Genomic DNA, 26,334 nt, shown 5'->3' on the forward strand with positions numbered 1-26,334 from the left:
GGTGCCATTTATACAAACGCTGGCGATGGGAAGTTTGCGATCGCAACCGATCAATTGAGCGTGATCGTGCCAGGACGACCAGATAACGGCTGAGGGAGCCCCGTGTCGCCTGATAGGCGTCCTTGCGCCATAGCGTCAGAAATACATCCTGGGTGATTTCTTCAGCTTCTTCATCACTGTGGAGAATGCGACGCGACAGGGTATAAACTAAGCGGCCATAGCGTTGATACAGCATCCGCAGAGCCTCTACTTGACCAGCTCGCAAGGATGCCAGCAGATCTGCATCGGAGGAAATGGCATCGGATGTAGCCGTTTCCTCCCAAGATTCAATTGGCCCCATAGGTTTAATCAGAGACTCCTAAGCTTGAACAGGCATATTAATAACATCGGCAAGGACCGAATGCTGTCAGCATACTATTGAGTTGTTCTATCAAACTCTACGGAGCCATGGCACCGATTGAGTTGTTCTATCAAACTCTACGGAGCCATGACACCGGTGGATTGAAGTGGAATGACTTGGATTACAGATAAAACCCGGCATAAATCACCCACATTAATCCGTTGCTAACTAGCAACAGGCCTTTAACCCAGCGTGATTGCAATAGTTGCCAAACCCGTATGCTAGCCACCATCACCAAAAGAAATTCCACCAGGGCCACGATGCCCCCATGGTGATCAGGGTCCCAATAGGAAATTGGACTTTCATATCGAAAATTACTGAAGGGCCAAAAATGCCGATGACCATCGTCTACGTGCACAGGTAAATCGCCCAGGCAGTGCAAAATGACGCTAGCGGCTAGAAAAATAACTCCGAGGCTCAAGGGCTGCCAGACTGGATAACGTCTTCCCACCCAGAGGGCGAGGGCAATGACTAACAGCGCCAGCGGAATCGAATTGCCCACATCAAAAATTGTTTGCCAGAACGGCTCATAGTAGGCCTCACGCCAAATGGTGGCTTCATCCATCTGGACTATCAGTTTGGCCCATCCATAAAAGCCAAACATGGCTAGATCTGGCACCAGTGCTCCCCAAAAAATGGAGGGGTTGAGGTGCGATCGCGATCGATGGCCCAGCAGTGCAAGGTTAAGGATGACGTGGCTCGGGGTGTTCATGGGGGAATCGTAAGCAATGGTTGGCAAGGGATTAGAGAATGGGTTTGCAAGATAACCCCTTACTCCCTACCCTCTAATCCCCTGCCGCGATAAACCAATCAATGAGTTGTCTAGCAATACTGAGCTTGCCAGGCACAGGGGGCAGGGAGTCTTTGGTAAACCACCCTGCTGTTTCAATTTCATTTGGATCGACAACGATGTCACCGCTGGCATAGCGGGCTGTAAATCCAATCATAAGTGAATTGGGGAAAGGCCAGGGCTGAGAACCAAAATAGCGAATATCTTTGATCTCAACCCCCACTTCTTCTCGCACTTCACGCGCTACGGTTTCTTCTAAGGATTCTCCCGGCTCAACAAATCCGGCCAGCACACTGTACATGCCCTCCCGAAACCGGGGGGCACGGGCTAGTAGGACTTCAGATCCGCGAGATACCAGCATGATGACCGCAGGCGATAGCCGGGGATATTGCCTGAAGCCACACTGGGGGCAGCACTTAACTCGTTCATGTTTTGACTGCTCCATGGGCGTAGCGCAGCAGCCACAGTACTGGTGGGTGCGATCCCATTCCACTAACTGGGTGGCGCGTCCTGCCAAGGCAAAGAATGGATCGCCTAATAGACCATATAGGTTTCGCAATGGTCTCAGGTCGAGCCCTGCCGGTAGCTCTAAATCTGAGGGTAGTTCTGCTCCGTAGCAGGGTGAGTTGACCAAGGTACCCAGGTATTGCGATCGCACCACCCTAACCCCTAAGTCTTCTAACGTTTCCACCTGAGGAATCCCGATGGTTTCCTGCGTACCCTCCACCTTAAGGGTCACCAGCATCCGAGAGCCACAAAACCCAAACCACCACCCCAAACCGGCAGGGGCTGCCGTCGGATCAACGCCTGCAATAAAACCTGAGGGCATTGCAAAGGGGGACGGCTCCTTCATATCAGGAGCTGCTAATTCATTCATGCTGCTTAGCCTGTGCAAACTGCCTGCGCTATCTTACGCTAATGCTCGATCACACCCCATCCCCATGTCATGACCGATCAACCCTTAATAAGTTCACCCTCTATTTTTGCGAGCATACGGTCAGGTCAGGCCTTGATTGTCGGTGGCAACCGGGGCATCGGCCTTGGCTTTGTCAAACACCTGCTGAAGGATCAGCGGTTTGATCAGGTGTTTGCCACCTACCGGACTAAGACTGCTGCGTCAGAACTTCTGGAGCTTGCCCAAACCCATGACAGGCTGCATTGCATCGCCATGGACCTAACCGATGAAGCGGCGATTGAAAGCGGGATAGCTCAGATTAAAACGATGACCCCTGAGTTGCATTTTGTGGTTAACTGCGTGGGCTTTTTGCATGATGGTGCGATCGCGCCAGAAAAAGCACTCCGACAGCTACAGCCAGATCATCTGATGCGCTATTTCCAGGTCAACAGCATTGGGGCAGCCCTACTGGCAAAACATCTACTACCATTGCTTAATCACAAACAGCCCAATGTTTTCGCCACCATCTCTGCCAAAATCGGCAGCATTGAAGATAATCGCCTTGGTGGCTGGTATGGCTATCGAGCCTCTAAAGCGGCTTTGAACATGCTCCTCAAAACAGCTGCCATTGAATACAGTCGTCGCAGTAAGCAAACAGCGATTGTGCTGCTTCACCCTGGTACTACGGATACACGACTGTCAGAGCCGTTTCAACGGGGGGTGCCTCCCGATAAACTGTTCCCAGTCCCAAAAACCGTAGGACTCCTCATGAATGTCTTAGGTAACGTCACCCTAGACGATAACGGCTCATTTTTCTCATGGGATGGCAGTCAATTGCCTTGGTAAACAACTAAGCTCCTATTTTTGAAGTTTTGCAAGAGACATTGGCGTTTTATTACTAAATAGCTGAATTCGTACGACTCCTTAGATAAACTGACTTCAGTCTTCAGAGTTTAGGACCCTCTGAAGTTCAATACCGAACCGGTTCATTTAAAAGCACCTATACTAAGGCCACTCCAGCAATGCTGCTCTGCTAGTTGGGGTGGCTTTGTCATGCGCAGATTTTTATTTTTTCTTAATCTTCTGCTGAAGTTATCTTATCCTGAGTGCAGTAGTCTTGCTCCGTTATTGTTAAAGTCAGCGTTAAGGATTCCTTGCATGGAGGCTTGTGATTTAGATGTTTCGTCCCAAGGCCAGTCACAAGCACGGTTTCGACACCTATTTCGAGGCAGGTCTGCACTTATAGCGACCCTGCTTGTTATTTGTAGTGGTGGCCTTTTATACGGTGCTAGTGAAGTAGATACCCATACAACGGCTGATTCTTCCATTGCCTTTAATCAAGAGCTGCTGGATGGCATTGAGCGAGTAAAGGCGAGTTTGCCCTCCCCTGCCATTGCTCCCATTGTTTTCAATACCTGGGTTGATGAAGACTTGGCCGATGATGTTCTTGAAACAACACCATCACAGACATTCTCAGCTACTGACTATTATTGTTTGCCCGCTCCGCAACCTGCGGATTCTACCGAGAGTCTTGGGCAAACATTGTCAGCTCTAGGCACTCAGGTAAATCAAGACAGTCAGAGCCAAATTTCGCAATGGGTGGCTAGTCTGACCGCACAGATCGAATCTGCACGCTGGCCACAGCTTCATGACCGTGCCCAATTATCCAAAGTACCTGTGATTATGTATCACGATGTACTCCCTGAAAAAGAAGTTTTCTTCGACATTACCCCTGGACGCTTAAACGAAGATTTTCGAGCGATTCGTGCTCAAAATCTAACACCCATTAGTCTCGATCAGTTGGTTAATCACCTTAGAACCGGGGTGCCTCTGCCTGAAAAACCTGTTGTTTTGACCTTTGATGATGGGTATGTAGGTCATTACGACTATGTTTACAAGTTAGCTAAGTATTACAACTATCCGGTAGCCCTCTCTATCTTTACAGACAAAGTTGACGGCAAGATTGTGGGACGCTCCACCCTTGACTGGGAACAAGTGGAAGAGATGGCCCAAGACCCATTAGTCACTGTTATCTCTCACAGCGTGACACATCCACGGGATCTGCGAGAACTGTCAGATGAAGACTTACGCTATGAATTAGAGACATCTAAGGAACGCTTAGAGACAAAACTCGGCATCCCAATTCATTACTTTACCTATCCAGAAGGCAAACATGATGAGCGTGTTGTAGAGGCTGCCGAAGCAGCAGGCTATCAGGCTGCACTGATTATGCGTAATGATTCAGGTCGATTTGCAGGAGAGTCAGAAAATCTTTTGACCATTGAGCGATTTGGTGAATCTCGTTTTTATGAAGTTATTGAGTCAGCGTGGGGTGGTCCTCCGTTGTCAGGCTTTAAACCTACCCCAAACTTCAAATCTCCTATTCAACGATTGGAGATCGAGATCGATGAGATCCCGATGACCTTGATTAGCGGTGGTCAACCTACAACCATCCATGCTGATAGCCGTTACCCTCTGGCTGACATTGTTGCTGACTCCGATGCGATTGCTGCTGTGGATGGTACTTTCTTCTCTCTAGAATTCCTGGACTCTAACACTATGATTGGGCCGGTGCTCAGTCAAAACACAGGGGAATTTATTCCTGGAGATGAAGGTGATATTTACAAGCTCAAAGGTCGTCCCTTAGTTTTAATGAGCCCTCAGGAAGTCAAGTTTCTTCCTTTTGACCCAGCACAGCACAACACATTAACAGGCATTCAAGAAGAGATGCCGGACGTAACCGATGCGTTTGTTGGTGCAGGTTGGTTGGTGCGAGAACAAGAGCCCCAATCTGCAGCTACATTCAAGAATCTGTTTGCCTATGAGGAGCATCGATTTCGGGCATTTTGGGGCATAAACATGGAAGGACAACCTGTTGTTGGTGCCACCCACGCTCAAATTGATTCGGTAGGTCTAGGTGAATTGCTGATGCAAGCAGGTTTCCATCATGCAGTCATGCTAGATTCCGGTGCGAGCACTTCCCTGGTGTACCAAGGAGAATCTCTGATCGGGTTTGAGTCACGAACGGTACCCCATGCGGTGGCATTAGTACCCTCGGGTGGTAGTAGCTGTGGTGTTGCCCAGTAATCAAAAATAATTTTGCAGAGACGTTGCATGCAACATCTGTACGCCAATAAAGTTAAAGCTTGGGGAGTTGTGATGCCTAATTAGTGGAGACGATGATTGCATGGAGCGGACGCAAATTGTTGTGATTGGCAGTGGCATTGGTGGCCTCTGCTGTGCAGCGTTATTAGGACGCTATGGCTACGATGTCATCGTGTGCGAAAGCCACAGCATCACGGGTGGTGCAGCCCATGGGTTTACGCGAGGTGGCTTTTTATTTGATTCTGGTCCGTCTCTGTACTCAGGCCTATCCCATAGCCCGTCTCCCAATCCATTAAGACAGGTGCTAGATGCCATTGGCGAAGATGCAAATTGGCTTAATTATGATACTTGGGGATGCTGTTTGCCAGAAGGTGACTTTGACACCACGGTGGGTTCAGATCAGTTTTGTGATGTTCTACAACAGCTACGAGGAGAACAGGCGGTTCGAGAGTGGCGGCATTTACAACAGGTCATGCGGCCCTTAGGGACTGCCGCCATTGCTTTACCACCTGCCGCGATGCGATTTGACCTGGGAGCTTTTCAGACCGTTAGGCATTTTCTACCGTCGTTGCTCCAACAAGGCGTGCATGTAGCTAAACTCACTGGCCCCTTCAGCCGCATTATGGATGGCATAGTGCATGATGACTTTGCCCGTCATTGGTTAGATATGCTGTGCTTCCTGCTTTCTGGATTACCCGCTACGGGGACCATAGCAGCGGCAGTGGCCTTTATGTTTGCTGATTGGTATCGCCCCGGTGTGCAGCTTGACTATCCCCAAGGTGGCAGCGCTGCTGTAGTGGCTGCCCTAGAGCGTGGGCTAAAAAAGTATGGTGGTGACATCAGGTTAAATGCCCACGTTGAAGAGATCTTGTTAGAGGGGGATCAGGCGATTGGGGTGCGTTTGCGTAATGGACAGGAGATTCAAGCTACAAAGGCAGTCATTTCTAATGCATCGGTTTGGGACACTCTCAAGTTGTTACCGGCACTACCTGCAAAGTATAAGCGGTTTGAGCAAAAGCGCCAGGCCACCCCTGAGTGCGACAGCTTTATGCATCTACATCTGGGGATTGACGCCACTGGCCTGGATCAGTTGGCCTGTCACTACATTGTTGTTAATGACTGGAGTCAGGGGATAGATGCACCCCAAAATCTAGTACTAATTTCTATTCCGTCAGTGCTAGACCCAAATTTAGCGCCAGATGGCAAGCACACGATTCACGTATACACGCCTGGCAATGAACCCTATGGGGTATGGGCTGGTTGCGATCGCAAGAGTGCGGAGTATGCCCAGTTAAAACAGCAGAGAGCTGAGGTCATGTGGCAAGCGCTGGAACGTATTATTCCTGATATTCGCTCTCGATGTGCCGTTACCCTGGTGGGCACCCCCCTAACCCACGGACGTTTTCTCCGTCGCCACCACGGATCCTATGGTCCTGCCATTCGTGCTGGACAAGGTGTTTTTCCTGGTCCACGTACACCAATCCAGCAACTTTGGTGTTGCGGTGATTCGACATTTCCAGGCATTGGCTTACCTGCCGTAGCTGCCAGCGGTATGGTGTTAGCCAATACTTTAGCTCCTGTTAAACAACATCTGGAGATGCTGCGAGAAATTAATGTGCTGAATTCCTAAAAATCTCTCTAGTTTCTACTCCCGATTCTCCCTCTCTTATGAAATACTCGGTGCAGTTACTGGAGCTCTACTGTGAATTTGCGTCTGTATCTAGATACGGCTGACACTGCTGTCTGGGAAACCTGGCTACCCATAGGTATCTTTTATGGGGTCACGTCTAACCCGCTGTTGTTAGAACGGGCACAGGTTGCTTGTACTGTTGACTCATTAACTCAGTTAGCTGCAAAAGCGTTTAGCCTAGGAGCTAAGGAAGTTCAGCTGCAAACCTGGGGTGATAACAAACAGGCTTTAATCACTACAGGGCAGGCTTTAGCTAAGATTGATCAGCGTGTGGTGGTGAAAGTTCCCATTACACACCTAGGGACAGCCGCTGCTGCCGCCTTGATTGCCGACGGCATTCGAGTAACCATGACGGCTGTGTATGAAGTGCCACAGATTCTGGTTGCTGCTGCCCTAGGTGCAGAGTACGCAGCTCCTTATCTAGGACGAATCAATGATTCAGGTCGTAATGGACGAGAGACACTGGCTCAAATGCAACAGGCGCTTGATGGCGTAGAAAGTTCAACGCGCATCTTAACAGCCAGTATCCGTGATGTAGACGATATTGCCTATTTAGCAACCCAAGGCTTGAATACATTCACCTTTGCACCCCGGATTGCTGAAGCATTCTTTAACAGTGAGCAAACTGTAGAGGCAACAGCCGCCTTTGAGGCATGTGCGATCGCAATGGGTGCAAACAGGACACGCTAAAGACCTTTAGCAAAAGGAAGACTCTAATGAAGACTCTATGGTGTCTCCACGGTAACTTGCAACAACCTGAGGTGTGGAGTGAGATCACTCAGGGATTACAGTCTAGGATGCCAGAGCTGAAGATACATCTGGTTAATCTGTGGGATACCCTGGATGATGACTGTTGGGCTTGGTCTGATGCTTTTTGTGAAAAAGTTCAAGCAATAGCAACTGACCAGCCAGAGACTCAGCAATATCTGTTGGGATATTCTCTGGGTGGGCGGCTAGCCTGGCATGCATTAATCGCTAGGCCCGCCCTTTGGTCTGCGGCTGTTATTGTTAGTGCTGATCCAGGCATAGTCAGTCTTCAACAGAAAGAACAATGTTTAAGGCGCGATCGCACCTGGGCCAATCGATTTCTCTCGGAGCCCTGGGAAGAGCTATTGACCGAATGGGATCGGCTGCCTGTTTTTTGTAATCGGCCATGTGCGACGCCTCGCCTGGAAGCAGACTTTGACCGGTCAAAAATTGCGCGGGCCTTTGAAGTGTATTCCAAAGGACAGATGGATGATATGCGATCGCACCTGGCTGAGCTCTCCATCCCCATTACCTACATCACAGGCAGTGAGGATAAGCGTTATCACCAAATCGGTGTGGAGTTAGCTCATCAAGTACCTAGCCTCCGCCACATCAGCATTGAGCAAGCAGGGCATCGAGTCCCCTGGGAACAGCCCGCCACCTTTCTTGAAATACTGCATCGGATACTTGTGAAATCTGTGTAATCGCTTGGAGGCGTTATAGCTATGGGCACATACCAACCAGCCATTAATGACACCCATAAATGCCTAAGCCTTGATTTTTAAAGGTTCAGACCATCCATAGGTGAAATCTTCAATAAGTTGCATTTACGTTTCTTAATTAACTGGTTACAATTTTTAATATATGAAAAACGCAGTTTGACACGCACCCTATAACCATGGCATTCAATTCTTTGCTCGTTTCTTTATTCAGGCCCAACGTCAAGTTAAATTTAGGTGCTCAGACTACCTTCGCTATAGTCAGGGTTGTAGTCGGCATCATGATGGTGCATAACGGCTTTGACAAGCTGGCCAACATTGAGAGTTTTGCGGCTGCCTACGTAGAGTATCTAGGATTGCCATTCCCTATTTTTCTTAGCTATGTGGCGGCCTACACTGAGTTGATTGGTGCTCCACTGGTTGCCTTTGGTTTTCTCACAAGACCTGCGGCTTTTGGTCTTTTGGGCACCATGTGTGTAGCCATGTATCACCACATTAAAGTGGCTGGCCTTAGTCTGCCTTATTTAGAGCTATCGGCCATTTACGCGGCTATTTTCTTGTTTTTTACGGTCAACGGAGCAGGCTTGTTCTCGATTGATGGTCTGCTGACCTACTGGTTGAATAAGAACGCTCTGTCGGAGAAAGCTAAGCAGGTGATGAAGCTGGAAAAGAGCTTTGAGGCATCATCTGCTGAAAAAACTACTGTGGCCTCCTAGGAGTGCGCCAAGGTTAAAAATTTGAGATGCTGATGGATAGAGGACTGCTCTTTTTTAGGGCAGTCCTTCAATTGTGGGCGTTGTTGATCCTCGACAGACTTTAATCTAAAAAATACGGAGGCAAGGAGCAAGCCATCAATAAATTCCAAAAGTAAAGGTTGAAGAGACGTTCCATGGAACGTCTGTACACCCAAAATTTGGCAGCTAATTGATTTTACTTCCTAAGCTCATGCTGCCAGTTAGATGCCGTGCCTCTATTCGCAACAGCTAATTTTTCTCCGTAGTCAACCCCTTGAAGTCAAACAATTCGCTGTCAGCCAGCTGTGATGGAGAAACATTTTGAATACTGCGGAATAAGCTGTCAGTACGCCCCGGAAATTCTGTTTCCCATTGCTGTAACATCTGTTTAATGTTGGCGCGCTGAAGATTCTCTTGAGAGCCGCAGAGATTACAGGGAATGATAGGAAATTCTCGATAGCGTGCATAGCGCGCGATGTCATTTTCTGGGCAATAGGTCAGAGGGCGAATAACAATGTGCTTGCCATCATCTGTACGGAGCTTAGGCGGCATCGCTTTTATGCGTCCACCATGAAACATGTTTAAGAACAACGTCTCGACAATGTCATCGCGGTGATGGCCCAGGGCAATTTTTGTTGCACCTTCTTCAGTGGCAACCCGATAGAGAATTCCGCGCCGCAGACGAGAACATAGACCACACATGGTCTTGCCTTCAGGAATAATGCGGGTCACCGTGCTGTAGGTATCTTCCTCCACAATGCGATAAGGCACGCCGACAGATTCTAAATACTCAGGTAGTATGTGCTCTGGGAAATCGGGCTGCTTTTGATCAAGGTTGACGGCTAACAAGTCAAACTTGACTGGAGCACTACGCTGCAACGACATTAACAGAGACAGCATCGTATAGGAGTCTTTACCTCCGGACAGACACACCATGACCTTGTCACCGGCTTCAATCATGGTGTAATCATGAATAGCTTTACCCACTAACCCCCGCAGGCGGGCTTCCAATTTCTTTGCATTTTTGGAGGGTAAGGTGGCAACCATAAAGTCTGTGTCACGATGGGATTTTTGCTATTTTACGCCATGACCCCAAGGGAAGATATGTTCAAAGTCTGCAATGTTGATCAGGAACCTCGCTCCTAAATTTAGCTTCATCACAAAGGGGAATAGAGGCTGAAGCACCCATATGGCCACTGTCCATGCCATGGCAGCAGCAGATCTGCACGTTCATTGCCAAAATTTAACTCTAGAGGGCTAAGTCATCTAATCTTCAAATAATCTTCGTTAATTCTTGATTCGCAACCGTATTGAGAACAACAAGTACCTGGACAGATGGCAGCCAAAATCGTATTACCGTTGGCGGAAAATTGGATTTGGGTTTAGATAGTCCAGTAACCCAGCAGCATTCATTATTGGTCAATACTAAACCAGCAGATTATAAGCGTTGGATTCACAGCTAAAGGAGACATCATATGTGCGGAATTGTCGGTTATATAGGCACTCGGGCCGCTAGCAATATTTTGATTGAAGGCTTACGTAAGCTGGAGTATCGCGGCTATGATTCAGCCGGTGTTGCAACTATTAGCGAAGGTCAACTCAACCGAGTGCGGGCTAAGGGTAAACTCCAGAACTTACAGGACAAACTAGACGGTTTGGAGGACCCCGCTCGTTTAGGCATTGGCCATACCCGCTGGGCCACCCACGGCAAGCCCGAAGAGCACAATGCCCATCCTCACACGGATGGCAGTGGTCGCATAGCAGTGGTGCAAAATGGCATTGTTGAAAACTACCGGGAACTGCGGGAAGCGCTGATTGCTAAAGGGTATGAGTTCCAGTCTGAAACCGATACCGAAGTGATTCCCCATTTGATTGCCGACTACCTTGCTAAGGGTGTGGAGGGGCCACTAGCTCACGAATCCGACTTGCTAGAGGCCGTACGCCAAGCGGTGAATGACCTGGATGGAGCCTTTGCCCTGGCTGTGGTGAGTGCCGATTTCCCCGATGAGCTAATTGTGGTGCGGCAACAGGCTCCGCTGGCCATTGGTTTTGGTCAGGGTGAGTTTTTCTGTGCATCCGATACGCCAGCAATTGTGCCCCACACCCGTGCAGTGCTGCCTTTAGATAATGGCGAGTTGGCGATGCTCACGCCGTTGGGAGCGGCTATTTATGACTTCACCGGGCGACGTCTGAAAAAGCACCCTATCACCCTCAGCATTAGCCCCACCATGGTGGAAAAGCAGGGTTTCAAGCACTTTATGCTGAAGGAAATCCATGAACAGCCGGGGGTGGTGCGTACCAGTCTAGAAACGTATTTAGCCAGTGATTGGACCCCTGAAAGTGACACGTCTCCGGTGAATTTGGGGCTGGATGCAAGTTTGCTAGCAGGATTAGAGCAGGTACAAATTTTGGCCTGTGGTACTAGCTGGCACGCTAGTTTAGTTGGTAAGCATTTGCTGGAACGGTTAGCGGGCATTCCAACCGTGGTGCACTATGCTTCAGAATTTCGTTATTCCCCCACGCCACTGATTGCTAATGCCCTGACCATTGGTGTGACCCAGTCTGGCGAAACGGCAGATACGCTAGCGGCGTTGGATATGGAACAAACTCGACGGGTTGAAAAAGGTGATGCGGCCTTTGCCCCACGCATGTTAGGGATCACGAACCGCCCAGAAAGTTCACTGGGACGTCTGGTGCCCAATGTTGTGGCGACCCATGCAGGCATTGAAATTGGGGTGGCGGCGACTAAAACCTTTGTGGCGCAGTTGATGGCGTTTTACTTCCTGGCGTTGGAATTGGGTTATCAGCGGAAGACTCTATCTGGCCAGGAGCTGGCGGAAATTATTGAGGCGATGCGTCAACTGCCCACCCAGATGGAGCATGTGATTGAAAAGCAGGAGGGCTATACCGAAGAGCTGGCCCATAGCTTTACGGAAACTCAAGACTTTATCTTTATTGGCCGTGGTGTTAACTATCCTATTGCGTTGGAAGGGGCGCTGAAGCTGAAGGAAATCAGCTATATCCATGCGGAGGGATATCCAGCGGGTGAAATGAAGCATGGTCCGATTGCGCTGTTGGATGCGAAGGTACCGGTGGTTGCGATCGCAGTCCCTGGCACTGTCTACGATAAAGTTCTTTCCAACGCTCAAGAAGCTAAAGCCCGCGACGCCCAGCTGATCGGCGTGGCCCCAGCCAATGACCCTGAGGCTGAGCACACCTTCGATACTTTATTGCCTGTGCCGACTGTAGATGAACTGCTCTCACCCATGTTGACGGTGCTACCTTTACAGTTGTTGTCTTATCACATTGCAGCACGACGAGGCCTGGATGTGGATCAGCCCCGCAACTTAGCCAAGTCAGTCACGGTTGAATAAGTATTGAGTACGAGTTAACCACTTGTATAACGACAATAAAGTTGTTTACCTGAAAACAAAGTTTTATGCCAGCATCGGTCCATAGCGATCAGGTGCTGGTAGTTTTTGTATTGGTTAGAGATAGCTCTTGAGTTTTTATAACTTTCAGGTACCCCATCTATTGCCAGGGATTCTCCTATGGCCAAGCGTCAGCGCAAGACAGATCAAGTAATACGAAATCCTGCCTGATAGCACCCGGTATCGCAGGGCATCCACAAGGGAGTGCCCCTACAGGATGGTCTATTTTTAATCGGGTTTAATAAATTCGGATTTGGTATAACTATAGAAGAACGTCTAGAAGAAACACTTACAATCGCTGATCAGGTGGGAATTGAACACCCCAAAGAACCTCGTAGCAAAAATTCTGTGTCTTGAGAGAGTGTTGCTATCGGACATTGCTCAAGTCTCGGCCTCCCTTGTTAATGTAGCTACCAGATGAATTTTAATTCAAGTTCTTTCCTATACTCTGCGCTGCTTACGTGTATTAGTTTGAAGCCACATCATCAATCCTGTAATGATCAACGTCAGTAAACCTATTGCATTTAGGATTGGATAGATCAGCTCTAGATTGATGCTGCCGAATTTGCCTCGATGTAACTCTAGCAGCCATAGAAATTCATCGGTGCGACCAATAACCACAGCAAATTGGAAAAACATGCCAGTTATCAGCGTGAGTAGCAAAGGGATGGTCATAAAAGGCACTAATCTTCTATGTATCTGGCGTAGTCGAGCTTGCTTAATAAGCATAATCACTTCTCTAAAGTCTCTTTTTCAAAGACATTAGCAAAAAGGGGCCTACTAGAATCAGACCTAATAAAGCTTCACCTAAGCCAATAGAAAATCCATATTTATCTTGTTATAGCTGCCTGGCTTTAGCAACAACTATGAGTGCTCAGCAAAAGTGGCAATTAAACCGTCTTTCTCAAACGAAAATACAGTGTAAGACTCAACATAATTTCCTGATTCCATGCCAGGAGAACCAATGGGCATCCCCGGTACAGCAATACCGGCAATATCCGGTTTTTCTGTGAGTAGTTGAGCGACATCTTCTGCGGGGATATGGCCTTCAACAATATAACCGTCCACAACAGTGGTATGGCATGACTTGAGGTTTTCAGGTACACCGTACTGCTCTTTAATCGCCGCCATGTCCTCTGTAATTTGATCATTCACCTCAAAGCCCGCGTCACGCATATGTTCGATCCACAAACCACAACAACCACAGGTAGGACTTCGAAATACGTTAATTTCGCTAGCTAAGGCTGCTTGAGAAATAGGAGCGGGTCCCTGGGCTAGGCTACAGCCAGTGACGATCAATCCTATGGTGATCAGTCCTATGCTCCCAAGTCTTTTAATGCGATTGATCATGGTCGTTTACGTGTAAACGCTAAAGCTGGGCAGATTTTCTGGCCTGGATAGCCTGGATAGTCCCAGTCTGGCACTAAGGTAGTCGGCAATCATGAAATAGAAATGAAATTGTGGCTAGACACCCTCTTGAAGTTGCACAACGGCGGAACGGGGTGTGGGTTCTGGCACATTAGCTTCGACATTGCGGGCAGCTGATACGATCAAGGCAGCTCCCATGAAGGTCATAATGGCATTTTCAGCAAAGCTAACAATTCCCAAGGGTGCTTTAGAATTGCCACCGACGCAAGCACAGTTGAGGGCCAATTTATCGATATACACGGCTTTTACTACTGAAGCGACACCATTGAGACCCACCGCAAGGGAGCCAATGCCTGTGGCCAAGGGAGCAATACCTGATTCGTAGCGGTTCCAGGCTATTTGATACGCCTACGATAAACTCTATAGTGAACTGTAGGGTCAAGGGTGCAGGAGTTATGTCAAACAGATAGTCCCTGGCTGGAACCTATACATTTCATTGCCATTTCATATTCTTAAGTTAGTTTCGAAAATACTCTCTGGTTATCTAATGTTGATTGATGCGCATTCTGCTCGTTGAAGATGAACCGGATCTTGGTAAGGCGATTAAACGTACCCTTAGCCAAGAAGCGTATGTGGTGGACTGGGTGCAGTCTGGCAACGATGCACTCACCTATTTAGAGCACGATATTTCCCTCTATACATTAGGTGTCTTTGACTGGATGGTGCCGGGACATTCCGGTATTGAGCTATGTGCATGGTTACGTCAGCACTGCTACAGTTTACCGGTGCTGATGCTAACTGCTAAGGACCGTGTCGAAGATCGGATTACGGGCCTGGATGCTGGGGCTGACGATTATTTAGTTAAACCCTTTAGTATGGCGGAGCTATTAGCAAGGCTGCGAGCGCTGCGGCGCAGACCTTCGGCGTTTCAGACAGCCCAGCTACAGCATGGACCATTGTTGCTAGATTGAGATCGCAGACTCGCCTTTCTGCATCCAAGAACATCCGCCGAACAACAAATTGAACTCACCCAAAAAGAGTTTCAACTGTTGCAGTACTTTATGGAGCATCCCAATCAAATTCTCACCCGCGATCAGGTGTTGACTCAGCTATGGGAAATCGGCGCTGAACCCAGCAGTAATGTGGTGGCTGCTCAAATGCGTTTGCTACGGCGTAAGCTGGGACCGTATGACCACACGATTGAAACTGTATATGGCATGGGATATCGATTTACCCCGCCGCCGAGCGAGTAAACCCCAAAATCAACTATTCCGACGATCACGCCTCCAATTAGCAGCTTGGTATGCCGGTGTTATGGGGGTAATTCTGACATTATTAGGGTTTGGGATGTATCGTGCCATTGCCCATGCCCATGAAGTCACGATTGATCGGGAAATTAAATCTGTTGCCGATGCGCTTAAGAATGCCTTGAAAGTGACTCTTGCCGATGAGCAACAGCTGGAACAGCTACCGCCCCAACTACTCCCTGATTTATGTCTTGCTGACCAGCATTGCCTGGAACCTACGCAACAAACACCTGGTAGTCCCTATCTTCAAAGCTATTACATTCGCATCATCAGCCCGACAGGTAAACTGTTAGCAACAGCTGGAGATCGACCTCAAGGCATACCCGTTGCCGTGCCGACAGCAACCTGGCAAACCGTATGGGATGCTAATGATCAACACTACCACCAAGTTGCCTTAGAACTCTTTCCTAATGTCTCTCCAACTGTAAGTCTAACGGCTGTTGAATCAGAAAGTTGGGCCTATTTAGTCGTGGGACGCTCATTTCAAGATTTTGACGAATACCTGGCGTCAGTCCGCTGGAGAATTTTGCTAGGATTATTAGTGGCGTTGTTTCTGGTAGCTCCAGCCAGTTGGTGGCTAGCTACTCTGGCCATGCGCCCCATTTACCGTTCCTACAGCCAGATTCAACAATTTACGGCGGATGCCGCCCATGAATTACGTACGCCCTTAGCCGCGATTCGGGCTACTGTAGAGTCCGTCTTGCGATTACCCCATTTATCAGAAGCGGAAGCTCAAGATACGTTGGGGGTAATTCATCGCCAAAACCAGAGGCTTTCCAACCTGGTCAGTAATTTACTATTGCTCTCGAAGCTGGATATTCAGTCCTATCCCACTAAGCAGGCCTATTGTAATTTGGTGGATTTAATCCATGATATTGCCGAAGAGATGGCCGCATTTGCCTTGCAGAAGCAGATTACCTTAGATATTGCTGTGCAAACCGACTCTGTAGTCACTATTTTAGGTGATGAAGAAAATCTCTATCGGTTGTTACTCAATCTAGTCAACAACGCCCTAACCTACACGCCAGAAGGCGGACGTGTGACTCTCACGCTTCAGCAACAACAACAGCAGGCACTCATTTTAGTGACAGACACAGGTGTAGGTATTGCGCCAGGCGATCAGGCAAAAATCTTTGATCGGTTTTATCGGGTGGATACGGCCAGATCTCGACAGACGGGAAATTCGGGTTTGGGGCTTGCGATCGCAACCGCCATTGCCCAAGCCCATAGAGGCACCATTACAGTCTCTAGTCAGCTCGGTAAAGGCAGCACGTTTACAGTTTCCCTGCCAATTTCATCATGATTTCATTGCACACATTTATCGTGAGAAACGCGTTGATATAAAAGGTGTGTGTTATGGAAGCCCATAGTATTTTACTAGTCTCTAAGATGTGTTGTATGTGTGTATGCGCAGTCTCAGAAACAAATTAGAAGCTACTGGAGAACCACGCCTGATACAGACTGTACGAGGGATTGGTTATGTTCTCCGGGCTCCCGTAGGTGAGTATGAGGAAAATGCCAATGAGGATGAAGATTCAAATTTGTCTGAGTTGACCTTGACCACATCCAGACCTGGAGTTTTGTCGTAGAGGAAACTCCAGGTCTAGACGTGGTTTAGCTGGCACTTATCGATAACATTTCATTCTGATTTCACAATTGACCGATATAGTCTGAACTGCGCACACTGAAGTCGCATCGCAGTGTAATGAATTATCCCCCTGAATCTACTGAAGAACCCATATCAGAAGAAGATTACAAGCCTGAACATGTAGCACCTCCCCAACCCTGGTGGAAGTCATCGGGTAAAGCCCTACTGGGGTTAGGCGTTTTTGCTGTTTTGAGTACAGGCATTGTCGGTGCCACCCATATTCTCTCCTCGTCTGCTATGGAAGACCACGACATGGGCGGCCATGATATGGAGGGCATGTCCCATGATGAGATGATGCGGGTGGATGGAGCCTTCAACCCAACACCAGTTACCGTAGAGGTAGTAAAGGCGGCTCCGCTGGATGTCAGTGTTAATTATACCGGAGCAATTTTGCCTTACACAGAGGTTACTGTTTATCCCCGTGTGGCGGGTCAGCTCTCAAACTATGCTATTTATCCCGGTGACTGGGTCGATGCGGGGCAGCTGTTGGCTAACTTGGATGCCATTGAGCGGGTCAGCCAGACGAGTGAAGCCCAGGCGTCGGCCACGGCATTCCTTGCGGCGGCTGACGCTAGCCAGTTTGAGCTAGAAGAACAACAACAGGAAATTGTCCAAATTCAGGCGGATCTGGACTATCTCATGCTCGAACGAGATCGCTTTAAGACCCTCACGGCAGAAGGGGCCACATCTCAATCTCAGTATGATTTGGCGGCATCCCAGGTAAATGCCAAACAAGCCATGTTAGAGGGCGCTAAGGCCAAACTCACACGTCTGCAATCCAAGGTGGCCAGCGATCAGGCTCAGGTAGAACGTGCCCGTGCTCAGATAGAGACGGCATCTGCATTTGAGGGCTACACCCAAATTACAGCCCCGATTAGCGGCATTGTGCAAGCCCGCATGGCCGATCCAGGTGTTGTGGTGCAGCCTGGAATGGGGATTTTCAAGATTGGCGACTATCAGCAGGTGAGACTTCAGGCCAATGTGGCTCAACAGGATGCCAATCAAATCCGAGTGGGAACGCCAATTTTGGCGAAGATCCAGGGCACGGATACAGGCGTTATTCAAGGGGAGATTACCAGCATTTTTCCCCAAGCGGATTTAGAGACCCGAACAGTTACTGTGGAAGCTGTGGTGGATAACCCGGAGCGACGACTACTCTCCGGGCAGTTTGTGGATATGGAGATTATCACTCAGCGACGCACCGAGGCGCTCTCGGTACCGAAAAAAGCTGTGGTGGACTTTAACGGTGAGGCGGCGCTCTGGGTCGCGAATGGCAGTAACGCCCAGCGACGACGGGTGACAACGGGGATGATGAGTCGCGATCGCATCGAGATTACCGACGGTCTGCAACCCGGCGATCGGGTCATTACCTCGGGAAACAGTCGATTGATCGAAGGGGGAGCCGTGACCGTTGTTGATGCCCTGGGTAACCCCACCGATGATTTTGTAAGTCCCACAGGCAGTGCATTAGAACTCTCCCTGGTAAGTCCTGATACGGTAAAAGCTGGAAAAAATGAACTCACCCTTGTCTTAAATAATACGGAGACTGAAGAACGGGTAACCGTGTCTACCGATGACATAGCCTTCGACATCACCATGCCCATGAAAAACATGGCACCGATGATGGCCAAAGTGGAGTTGGCGGCCACAGACAACCCCGGAGAATTCAAAGTTAACACCCATTTAGGCATGAGAGGTGACTGGATTATAGAAGCCACCGTGACCGATGCCGAACAGGCTGGCAAAGCCCGCCTCACCGTGCCAGTGAAATAGGTTTTGCTGCTCACACACTTCTCTCAGTTACACATACCCCCATTCGAATCAATAAGACCATGAAAAACCTGTTATTGAGTCTAATTGCAGTCAGCGCGTTGGTCACTGGCTGTGCAGGAGCATCCACTCCTGACGCCACTACATCAGAGGCACCGGATACTGCTGAAACCGTCACTGATGATAAAGCGGCAATGGACACCATGGAGGGAATGGAAGCCACCAGCGAAGGTAATGTAGAGATTACCCTGGTGAGTTCTGATGCGGTACCCATAGGAGATGCAGAACTTCTGGTTGCCGTGAAAGATACCGCCACAGGTGAACCTGTCACCACTGAAAACCTGAAAGTGGAGATCTTTATGCCCATGGAGGATATGGAGGATATGACCACTGAAGCGGAAGTTTCACCGGATGCTGAACCGGGTCAGTATAAGGTCACGACTTACCTTGGTATGGCGGGCATGTGGGCCGTTAACACCACTGTTAATGAAGGGGAGCAAGAGGGCAAAGCTTACTTTATGTTTGAAGTACAATAGCTGGATTCAGCCATCAGAAAATGAACTGCCTTTGTCAATGTCCCCTTCGACTCCGCTCAGGGGACGCTGGCTGTAAGAGTTGGCTGAGCGAATAAGAGTTGGCTGAGCGAATAAGAGTTGGCTGAGCGAAGCCGAAGCCAACGGTATTTGATCACTAATTAGGGCAATCTCTTCGTTTTTTAGCGTCCCTAGTCATTCCCAACACTTTCTATGAAAGAATTTCTCACCCACTGGTCTATCAAAAATCCAGTTGTTGTCACCGCTCTTTACATTACGGTGATTATGCTGTCGTTACTGACGCTATTTCTCTTGCCAGTGCGGATGATGCCCTATGTGGAAAGCCCGCTGGTGTCGGTGGTATCCATGGCTCCTGGTGCATCTCCAGAGGAAATTGAAACCTATATCACCAAACCTATCGAGCAGCGGCTCAGCGTACTGGACGGGGTGCGATTTATCCGGTCTAGTTCCCAAAAGGACAATTCCATCGTCACCATTCAGTTTGCCTGGGGAGGCAATGTCGATAAGGCTGTGCAGTCAGTGCAAAACATCATGACGGCAGCCGAAGGCGATCTGTTATTTGATGGCATTAACTTTAGATCTTACTGGGTGCTGCCCATTGACCCGCTAAACAGACCCGTGCTGACGTTAGCACTCAAGGGTGAGAACTGGGATCCTCTGCAGCTGAGGGAATTTGCTGACAATGCGTTAGTGGATCGCCTGACACAGGTGGAAGATGTGCAGGCCGTGTCCATCTTTGGAGGCTATCGTCGTCAACTGCAGATCATTGTAGACCGCGAGAAGCTGGCAGCCTATGGTCTTTCCATTGTGCAAGTGCGAGATGCCATTGATGCCAATAACATTAGCCAGAGTGCAGGTACCCTAACCCAGGGAGATAGCGAAATTTTGGTTCGCACCGACGAGCGAACCCTGGGGGCAGCTGAGGTGATGGATTACCCCGTTTTAGAACAAAATGGTCGGGTGGTGTATGTGCGGGATGTGGCGACGGTCAAAGACACCTATGAAGAGCGCCGCAGCGGCTACCGCTATAATGGAGAATCGGCCCTCGCGGTCAATGTGATTCAGCGGCCAGACTCTAGCTCACCCCAGGTGATCAAGCGGGTCAGGATGGAACTGGAGGCTATCCAAAACGAGTATCCTGGCATCGAATTCCAGGAAGCCTATGACAACTCTTACCTGGTCAACCTGATTGTCAGCAGCACGTTCCAGGAGCTGTTGGTAAGCGTCGTGTTAGCAGGGCTGGTCATGTTAGTCTTTCTCGAAGACTTTCGGTCCACGGCTATCATCATGATCTCCATTCCCACCAGCCTGGCCCTTTCCACCCTGCCGTTTATCCCCATCGGCATGTCCCTCAATTCCTCCACGCTGATTGGCATGATGATGGCCATTGGTAAGCTGGTGGATGACTCCATTATTGTGCTCGACTCCATTGACCAAAAGTTACGGGCAGGGTTGATGCCCGTGCAAGCGGCGATTAAGGGGACTGGAGACGTCTTTTTAGCCAGTGCTGCGGCGAGCTGTGTGATGATTGCGGCCCTGGTGCCCACTATTCTCTCGGGTGGTCTCACAGGTCTGATGTTTGTGGGCATTGTGTGGCCGATGGTGTTTGCCTTTGTGGCCTCGTTGCTGGTGTCGATTACGCTGATTCCTCTGGTGGCAGCCTTTACCCTCAAGCCCCACAGCGACAAACCGAAGCGACAAACCTGGCTACAGGTGCTAACGACACCTGTTCGTTTTGGCTTTAACAGATTGGAAAGGGGCTACGCCTGGCTGCTAGACCTGTGTATGCGAAACCGAGAGATTACCCTGGCCATCGCTGGGGCTTCGGTGGTGCTGGCGATCATGCTGTACGGTCTTATTCCCCAGGAGATGATACCCCTGGGGGATTCGGGACAGTTTGTCGCCACCTTAGAAATGGAGGCAGGTACCTCGTTTGCAGCCACCAATGCGGCGGCAGGTCGGTTTGAGGAAATTATCTTGCAACAGCCGGAGGTGGAGAAAGTCTCTTCCCAGATAGGCTTTGAGCTAACGCGGAACAGCACCTACTTTACGGGTTACAGCATGGGCGGTGTGAATACCGCATCAATGACGGTTACCATTACTCCCCTGGATGAACGTCAGCGCGACATCTGGGAGATTATGGACGGCATTGAAGCCGAAGCGAAACGGACGATTCCCGGTACCCGCCGCATTGCCATTAAAGAAATGGGCGTGGATGTGATGGCCACCTCTGCGGCTCCCATTCAGCTGGCGGTATATGGCGATGACTTAGAGACACTGCATCGCCTGGCTCAGGGGGTCTTAGACATTGCAGAGGCCAACCCCAACATTATGATGCCGTTTACAAGCTCAGCCCTCTCCCAGCCCGAATATCGGCTCAATATTGATCGCCGTCGTGCCCAGGAGCTAGGGTTAACGGTACAGGCGGTGTCTCAGCAGGCGTACTACGCTTTCAATGGCGGCATGACGCGCCGCTACTACAATCGTCCCAACCTGCGACAGAATTCCATTCTGGTGCGGTACGACGAAGATGCTCGCGGCACGATGCAGGATCTGTCAAATACCTACATCACGACAACAACAGGCCAACAGGTGCCGCTGAGCGTGGTGGCGACGATCGAACCGCAACAGGGTCCGACATTGATTGAGCGGGTGAATGGTAAACGGGTGGTGTATGTAAATGGCTATTACCGCAAGAATGGACCTGCGTCTATGGATTTATCCATGGCGATCGCAATGCAGGCCGGTCAAGAACTGAGCTTTCCACCAGGCTATGGCATCGACTCCATGGGCGATATGACCGACATGATGATCGAATTTGCCCGGTTGCTGAAAGGATTACTGGTGTCGCTCGTGCTGCTTTATATCATTTTGGTGATTCAGTTTGGCTCGTTTATACATCCCCTGGTGATGATGTTGTCCGTGCCACTGCAGCTGGTGGGGGTATTTGGTGCGTTGTTGCTGTTTAATCACACCCTGTCCACCGTATCGATTCTAGGAATTGTGATTCTTTCAGGGATTTCACTGTCGGCGGCAATTCTGTTGTTGGAGCTGATTTTAGCCAAGCGGAAGGAGGGGGTGCCACGTGCGATCGCAATCCGCCAGGCCGGACCTATCCGCCTCAAAGCCATTATCATGACCACTGTCACCACCCTGATTGTGATTGTCCGGCTGGCCTTTTTCCCAGAAACCGGTATGGATGCCTATTCTCCCATTGCCACTGTCATCTTAGGGGGTCTAGTGATGTCCACAATTTTGACCCTTGTGGTTGTGCCAGTCGTTTATTCCTTGGTAGACGATGTAACAGAAACTGTTAAGCGAATGCGACGTAGAACAAAGCGGGCAGAAGCCTCTCAAGTCAGATTATTGCAATGAGGTGAACGCATTTGGCTCAGTTGAGATCCTGAACCGAAGTGAGCCGCTAATTTTTATAACAACCACTGGAGCCTTTAGTCAGCTAGAGGCTTTATACTAGAACCGTAAGCAATATTAGAGCTTAAGGGAGAGCGTATTATGAAACGCCGCATTGCCTACGTTACTCTTCCCGCCTTAGCTGGAGCTGGTTTAACTTACTTCGCTCTGATCGCCACACCCCTAAGAGCACAAATGGTAAACAGACCGATGTTTGACTCTTCAAATGCTCAGTCTGATTGGGTGGTGCCCAGACATGCACAACGAGGCCAAGGTCATGGTTGGAGACATGGCCATAGACATGGGCATAGACATGGTGGTAGGCACTGGGGTGGCGTAGGCCCCTGCCCAATGTACAACGGAGCCTATGATGCCAGTACGCTGGAAACAATCGGTGGTCGCGTGACTAATATTGAGCGAGTAGGTTCAAGACAAGGAATATGGCTACAGGTTGAAACAGACCAAGAGACTTTTAGAGTTCACCTGGGTCCAGCCTGGTATTTAGAAAACCAAGAGGTCAACATCACCACGGATGACACGATTGAAGTGACGGGCATTCGGGGTGCCTGGGGTGGAGAAACAACCTTTGCGGCCTCAGCCATCAAACATGCCAACCGCACCATTGAACTGCGAGATAGCGATGGATACCCATTGTGGATGACTTGGCAAACAGACCAAAACTCAGAAGTTTACTAGGATTAAGTTTCACACCTGAGCACTATTCTCCTTGGCGATATCCTCAGGGACTGTCTTGGCTACAGCCTCAGCATCCCCTGCAATCATCACGACCTACAGACCCATTTGCTGTAATCGATCAACAGCTTGGCGCACTTGTTCTCGAACCTTGTCAGCCAAACCAAACAGGGCGATTAGACGGGTCTCTTCCATAAAATGGAAAGATTTCATCCAAACTGCACATGTACGCGGCGAACTTTGATCACCTGTTGGTAAATAGTCTCCTTGTAGTCAGCAGGTGGCACCATCGAATCCAGTTCAGACATCAGCTGATCGATAGATTGAATCTGGGTTCTCAGTAACCCCATCACATCCATATCAAACGTAAACTCAATCGATGTCAGTCCCCGAAAACGTTCGTTTAACACCGATTGCCATGTCGGCTCATAGACTAACCAGTGATATCCCTGGACGTTAATAGCATTGGGGGCCGTGAGGGGACGGGGGGTATACTCAAAGACTTTGCGATATCCCTCTTTATCCGCCACCGCTTCATCACCACTCACTGACTCAATAATAATTTGAGTGGCACCTAAATCACTTAACAACGTGATCAGTTCTTGCTCCCGTTCCTCAAACAACATTGAAAAATAGTTGTTTACAGGGTAGTAAAGATGGCCCTTATCCTTAATGTTGTAGGGATAATGTCGATACATTTGTCCTGGGATCGGATGTTCAGGGGGAAAATGCACCTCAGCAGGTAAGTTATCAGGCGCAACCTGAGTGACCGATTGTGCATACCAGGGCGATAGATCCAGCTGGGCTAGCTGCTTAAACAGCAGTCGAGCATCGTGATTACGACGATTAATACGATTATCTAAACCAGGTTTCTCATACTGATGTTGAAGAAACGTATGAATTGTCCAAAATAGTGGAATGGCCGCCCCTGGTAGTGACAACGCGGTTAGTGTCGGCAATGAATTAATACTGGTCTCAGTGATAAAGGCCAAGGATTGGATCGCCTTTCTTAATTCAAGCTCCCCACGGGCAATCGATACATCTGTTTGTCCATTAAAAACAGCTTGATTAATCTGGCCAGGATCACCGGAAGCTTCACCATGGGCCAGTACGTATAGCAGAGGTTTAGACAACGACTGGTTCAAGGCTGCCTGGGCATTGACACCTGCTTTTTGATGTTTGTTTCGAAACATAGCCTACTACCACTAGCCTGACCATTGTACATTTAGAGTCAAACGATGGTTCTAGATCAAAGGACTGTTCAACAACAGAATCTTAATTAAGACTTTTTTGAAGATTACTTGCCATATTGACAGTCTGACTATCCTCAGTGTGAGGCTCCCATTCAAAGGTTTGGTCCGTTCCATCAATGTACTGGGTTTTCATTCTGATCGTTTGACCCATGAATTTAACCCTTGTAAAGAATCAGGCTTGAAATGTAAAAATCATCGTTTTCCCGAGGATTCGGTGGAGAAGACATGGTTTACACTTCTCAAGTTAGGAAAAAGTGGAACAATACTGACCCTATTAACGGCTGAGGTAACTACCCTTATGCAAGGCATTAAGCATCTATGGAGCCATTCTATAAATCGTAAGCTCAGATTTCTGGCCATTGCTCTTTTGGTGGCAGGCCTGTTTTCTGTCTCAAGTACGTTGGGCTCTTCACAAATATCATTGGCCCAGACACCTACTGACATCGTGGCTAGCCCATGGCAGCCTAAAGTCGGCACCTGGCAACCAGTGCCATCCCACCGAGAAGATTACGGCAAAATCAAGGTGGTTTGGCTCCAGGGAACGCCCTACGAGATGGGTTACCAACAAGGCAGTCTACTCAAGGATGAGATTGCTTCTATGGGGCGTGAAGTGATTTCCTCCCTAAATTTTTTGGGTCGTGGATTGGCCCTTTCTCGGCTGGCTCGAAAACGGTCGTTTCCCGGTGTGGCAGAGGAATGTCGCGGTCTTGCTGACGGTGCAGAAGGGAGTGACCTCAATTATCACGGTTGCATGGTTCTGGCCCTTGGGGATGTGTATCAGGATTATTTCACACACTTGATCCCCAATGTTTTGTTTAATGTTGGCTGTGCTCACTTTATTACCTCTGGTAGCGCCACAGTAGATGGGAAAATGTACCACGGTTGGACTCTGGACAATGGAGAAGAGCCGATTCCCTACTGGATTGATCACCCGACGATTATGATCCGTCAGCCCAATGAGGGAATTCCCCATGCGTTTATTGCGATTCCCGGTGTGGTGTGGCCCAATGCGGGGCTTAATGCAGAGGGCATCGTTGTATCTAACAACACGTCTCGCCCGGCGGATTATGAAGAGGTTTCGCTGCAGGGGCGTAGTACAGTGCAGCTGATGGCCCAGGTGGCGCAGTATGCCAGCACCTACGACGAAGCTAAAGCGATTATGACTTCCCATGAGCGGATGCGGTCGAACCTGGTGATTATTTCCGACTATAAATCTAAGCAGGCGGGAGTGTTTGAACTGCTGGGGGATGAGATGGGGCTGCGGGAACTCAGTGATGATGGTGTGTTGTATATGACCAACCATTTTGCTGACCCAGATTATGTAGGTCGCGATCGCACCTATGGCGAGTCTAGTTTTAGTCGTTTCAAAAGTTTTCAGCAGCTGTTAGAGCCCGGTGGCTCCCGGTCGCTCTATGGCCAGATGAACCCTGAGAAAGTGGTACAGGTACTGCGCGATCGCACCAATCCCAATACAGGTGAAGTCAGTGATCTATCGATCTATGACGACAACACCAGCATCGGCGGCAATGGCTCCCTCCGCCAGGTGGTATTTGACCCTGAAAGCTTACGGTTCTGGGTGGCCGCCGGAGACATCCCCATTCCTGAAAATCCCTTTACCTGTTTCTCGTTGGGCGAAATGCTCGGTCTGCCAAATGCTCAAGCCTGTAATGCCCCTGCCATTAATTAAGGAAGTTGACTATGGAACCTGACAAGTCAGGATTTGCGAGATTGTACCCTGATCTGCCTCTTGTCAAAACGTTAGTGGCAGGTCTCATTACGGGCATTACCCTGGGCATTTCTCCCCTGTTTGGTGGAGTCG

General features: G+C 49.2%; 20 protein-coding genes and 3 pseudogenes. 15 read left to right on the top strand and 8 right to left on the bottom strand.

The window, feature by feature from the left end:
• The 3 genes from DXZ20_RS19780 to nudC all read right to left on the bottom strand — a co-directional run.
• On the bottom strand, positions 1-340 hold a 340-nt coding region (locus DXZ20_RS19780; RefSeq protein ID WP_163703552.1), incomplete at its 3' end, for a sigma-70 family RNA polymerase sigma factor.
• A gap of 181 nt (positions 341-521) precedes the next feature.
• On the bottom strand, positions 522-1,112 hold the full coding sequence (locus tag DXZ20_RS19785; protein WP_163700010.1) for a metal-dependent hydrolase: 591 nt from the start codon (positions 1,110-1,112) through the stop codon (positions 522-524).
• A 73-nt stretch (positions 1,113-1,185) separates the two neighbouring features.
• A complete protein-coding gene (gene nudC, locus DXZ20_RS19790) occupies positions 1,186-2,067 on the bottom strand; it encodes an NAD(+) diphosphatase (protein WP_163700012.1) in 882 nt (293 codons plus the stop codon).
• A gap of 69 nt (positions 2,068-2,136) precedes the next feature.
• Here nudC and DXZ20_RS19795 point away from each other — a divergent pair, with 69 nt between their 5' ends.
• From DXZ20_RS19795 to DXZ20_RS19820, 6 genes are all read left to right on the top strand, one after another.
• Complete coding sequence (locus tag DXZ20_RS19795) at positions 2,137-2,931, top strand: SDR family NAD(P)-dependent oxidoreductase (protein ID WP_163700014.1); 795 nt, start codon at positions 2,137-2,139, stop codon at positions 2,929-2,931.
• 312 nt (positions 2,932-3,243) lie between these two features.
• Positions 3,244-5,172: a polysaccharide deacetylase family protein gene (locus tag DXZ20_RS19800; protein ID WP_163700016.1), complete on the top strand. Its 1,929-nt coding sequence runs from the start codon at positions 3,244-3,246 to the stop codon at positions 5,170-5,172.
• A gap of 100 nt (positions 5,173-5,272) precedes the next feature.
• Entirely contained in the window at positions 5,273-6,820 is a 1,548-nt protein-coding gene (locus DXZ20_RS19805; RefSeq protein ID WP_163700019.1) for a phytoene desaturase family protein, read from the top strand.
• A gap of 72 nt (positions 6,821-6,892) precedes the next feature.
• Positions 6,893-7,570 carry a transaldolase family protein gene (locus tag DXZ20_RS19810; protein ID WP_163700021.1) on the top strand — a complete coding sequence of 226 codons (678 nt, stop codon included), beginning with the start codon at positions 6,893-6,895 and terminating at the stop codon, positions 7,568-7,570.
• Between the two features lie 26 nt (positions 7,571-7,596).
• Positions 7,597-8,331: an alpha/beta fold hydrolase gene (locus tag DXZ20_RS19815; RefSeq protein ID WP_163700023.1), complete on the top strand. Its 735-nt coding sequence runs from the start codon at positions 7,597-7,599 to the stop codon at positions 8,329-8,331.
• A gap of 194 nt (positions 8,332-8,525) precedes the next feature.
• Positions 8,526-9,062, top strand: a complete 537-nt coding sequence (locus DXZ20_RS19820) for a DoxX family protein (RefSeq protein ID WP_163700025.1) — start codon at positions 8,526-8,528, stop codon at positions 9,060-9,062.
• Positions 9,063-9,329: 267 nt separating this feature from the next.
• Here the strand turns inward: DXZ20_RS19820 and ttcA are convergent, their stop codons facing one another.
• On the bottom strand, positions 9,330-10,127 hold the full coding sequence (gene ttcA / locus DXZ20_RS19825) for a tRNA 2-thiocytidine(32) synthetase TtcA (RefSeq protein WP_163700026.1): 798 nt from the start codon (positions 10,125-10,127) through the stop codon (positions 9,330-9,332).
• Between the two features lie 428 nt (positions 10,128-10,555).
• Between ttcA and glmS the strand changes: the two genes are divergently transcribed.
• A complete protein-coding gene (glmS, locus tag DXZ20_RS19830) occupies positions 10,556-12,454 on the top strand; it encodes a glutamine--fructose-6-phosphate transaminase (isomerizing) (RefSeq protein WP_163700028.1) in 1,899 nt (632 codons plus the stop codon).
• A 498-nt stretch (positions 12,455-12,952) separates the two neighbouring features.
• Here the strand turns inward: glmS and DXZ20_RS19835 are convergent, their stop codons facing one another.
• The 3 genes and pseudogenes from DXZ20_RS19835 to DXZ20_RS19845 form a co-directional block, all read right to left on the bottom strand.
• Positions 12,953-13,240 carry a PepSY domain-containing protein gene (locus DXZ20_RS19835; RefSeq protein WP_163700030.1) on the bottom strand — a complete coding sequence of 96 codons (288 nt, stop codon included), beginning with the start codon at positions 13,238-13,240 and terminating at the stop codon, positions 12,953-12,955.
• Between the two features lie 135 nt (positions 13,241-13,375).
• Entirely contained in the window at positions 13,376-13,861 is a 486-nt protein-coding gene (locus DXZ20_RS19840) for a DUF411 domain-containing protein (protein ID WP_163700032.1), read from the bottom strand.
• Between the two features lie 114 nt (positions 13,862-13,975).
• A pseudogene (locus DXZ20_RS19845) lies at positions 13,976-14,257 on the bottom strand (glutaredoxin); the annotation flags it as partial.
• Between the two features lie 179 nt (positions 14,258-14,436).
• Here DXZ20_RS19845 and rppA point away from each other — a divergent pair.
• The 7 genes and pseudogenes from rppA (at position 14,437) to DXZ20_RS19880 (ending at position 23,265) form a co-directional block, all read left to right on the top strand.
• Positions 14,437-15,132, top strand: a pseudogene (rppA, locus tag DXZ20_RS19850) (two-component system response regulator RppA).
• Positions 15,092-16,489: a two-component system sensor histidine kinase RppB gene (gene rppB, locus DXZ20_RS19855; protein WP_163668428.1), complete on the top strand. Its 1,398-nt coding sequence runs from the start codon at positions 15,092-15,094 to the stop codon at positions 16,487-16,489. The pseudogene rppA and the gene rppB overlap by 41 nt, the downstream one beginning before the upstream one ends.
• 88 nt (positions 16,490-16,577) lie before the next feature.
• Positions 16,578-16,676, top strand: a pseudogene (locus DXZ20_RS37635) (helix-turn-helix domain-containing protein); the annotation flags it as partial.
• Between the two features lie 215 nt (positions 16,677-16,891).
• Positions 16,892-18,607 (top strand): efflux RND transporter periplasmic adaptor subunit, encoded by a 1,716-nt coding sequence (locus DXZ20_RS19865; protein WP_163700034.1) that lies wholly within the window; start codon positions 16,892-16,894, stop codon positions 18,605-18,607.
• Between the two features lie 59 nt (positions 18,608-18,666).
• Positions 18,667-19,140, top strand: coding sequence for a FixH family protein (locus tag DXZ20_RS19870; RefSeq protein ID WP_163700036.1), 474 nt, complete (start codon positions 18,667-18,669; stop codon positions 19,138-19,140).
• A gap of 210 nt (positions 19,141-19,350) precedes the next feature.
• Positions 19,351-22,533, top strand: coding sequence for an efflux RND transporter permease subunit (locus DXZ20_RS19875; RefSeq protein WP_163700038.1), 3,183 nt, complete (start codon positions 19,351-19,353; stop codon positions 22,531-22,533).
• 138 nt (positions 22,534-22,671) lie between these two features.
• Complete coding sequence (locus DXZ20_RS19880) at positions 22,672-23,265, top strand: MamS/MamX family magnetosome protein (RefSeq protein ID WP_163700040.1); 594 nt, start codon at positions 22,672-22,674, stop codon at positions 23,263-23,265.
• Between the two features lie 206 nt (positions 23,266-23,471).
• Here the strand turns inward: DXZ20_RS19880 and DXZ20_RS19885 are convergent, their stop codons facing one another.
• Positions 23,472-24,455, bottom strand: coding sequence for a hypothetical protein (locus DXZ20_RS19885; RefSeq protein WP_163700042.1), 984 nt, complete (start codon positions 24,453-24,455; stop codon positions 23,472-23,474).
• Positions 24,456-24,729: 274 nt separating this feature from the next.
• Between DXZ20_RS19885 and DXZ20_RS19890 the strand changes: the two genes are divergently transcribed.
• Positions 24,730-26,202 (top strand): C45 family autoproteolytic acyltransferase/hydrolase, encoded by a 1,473-nt coding sequence (locus tag DXZ20_RS19890; protein ID WP_163700044.1) that lies wholly within the window; start codon positions 24,730-24,732, stop codon positions 26,200-26,202.
• The last annotated feature ends 132 nt before the right edge of the window (positions 26,203-26,334 follow it).

This window comes from Adonisia turfae CCMR0081 (assembly GCF_011009555.1).
In the GTDB taxonomy this organism is placed as follows: Bacteria; Cyanobacteriota; Cyanobacteriia; order Phormidesmidales; family Phormidesmidaceae; genus Leptothoe; species Leptothoe turfae.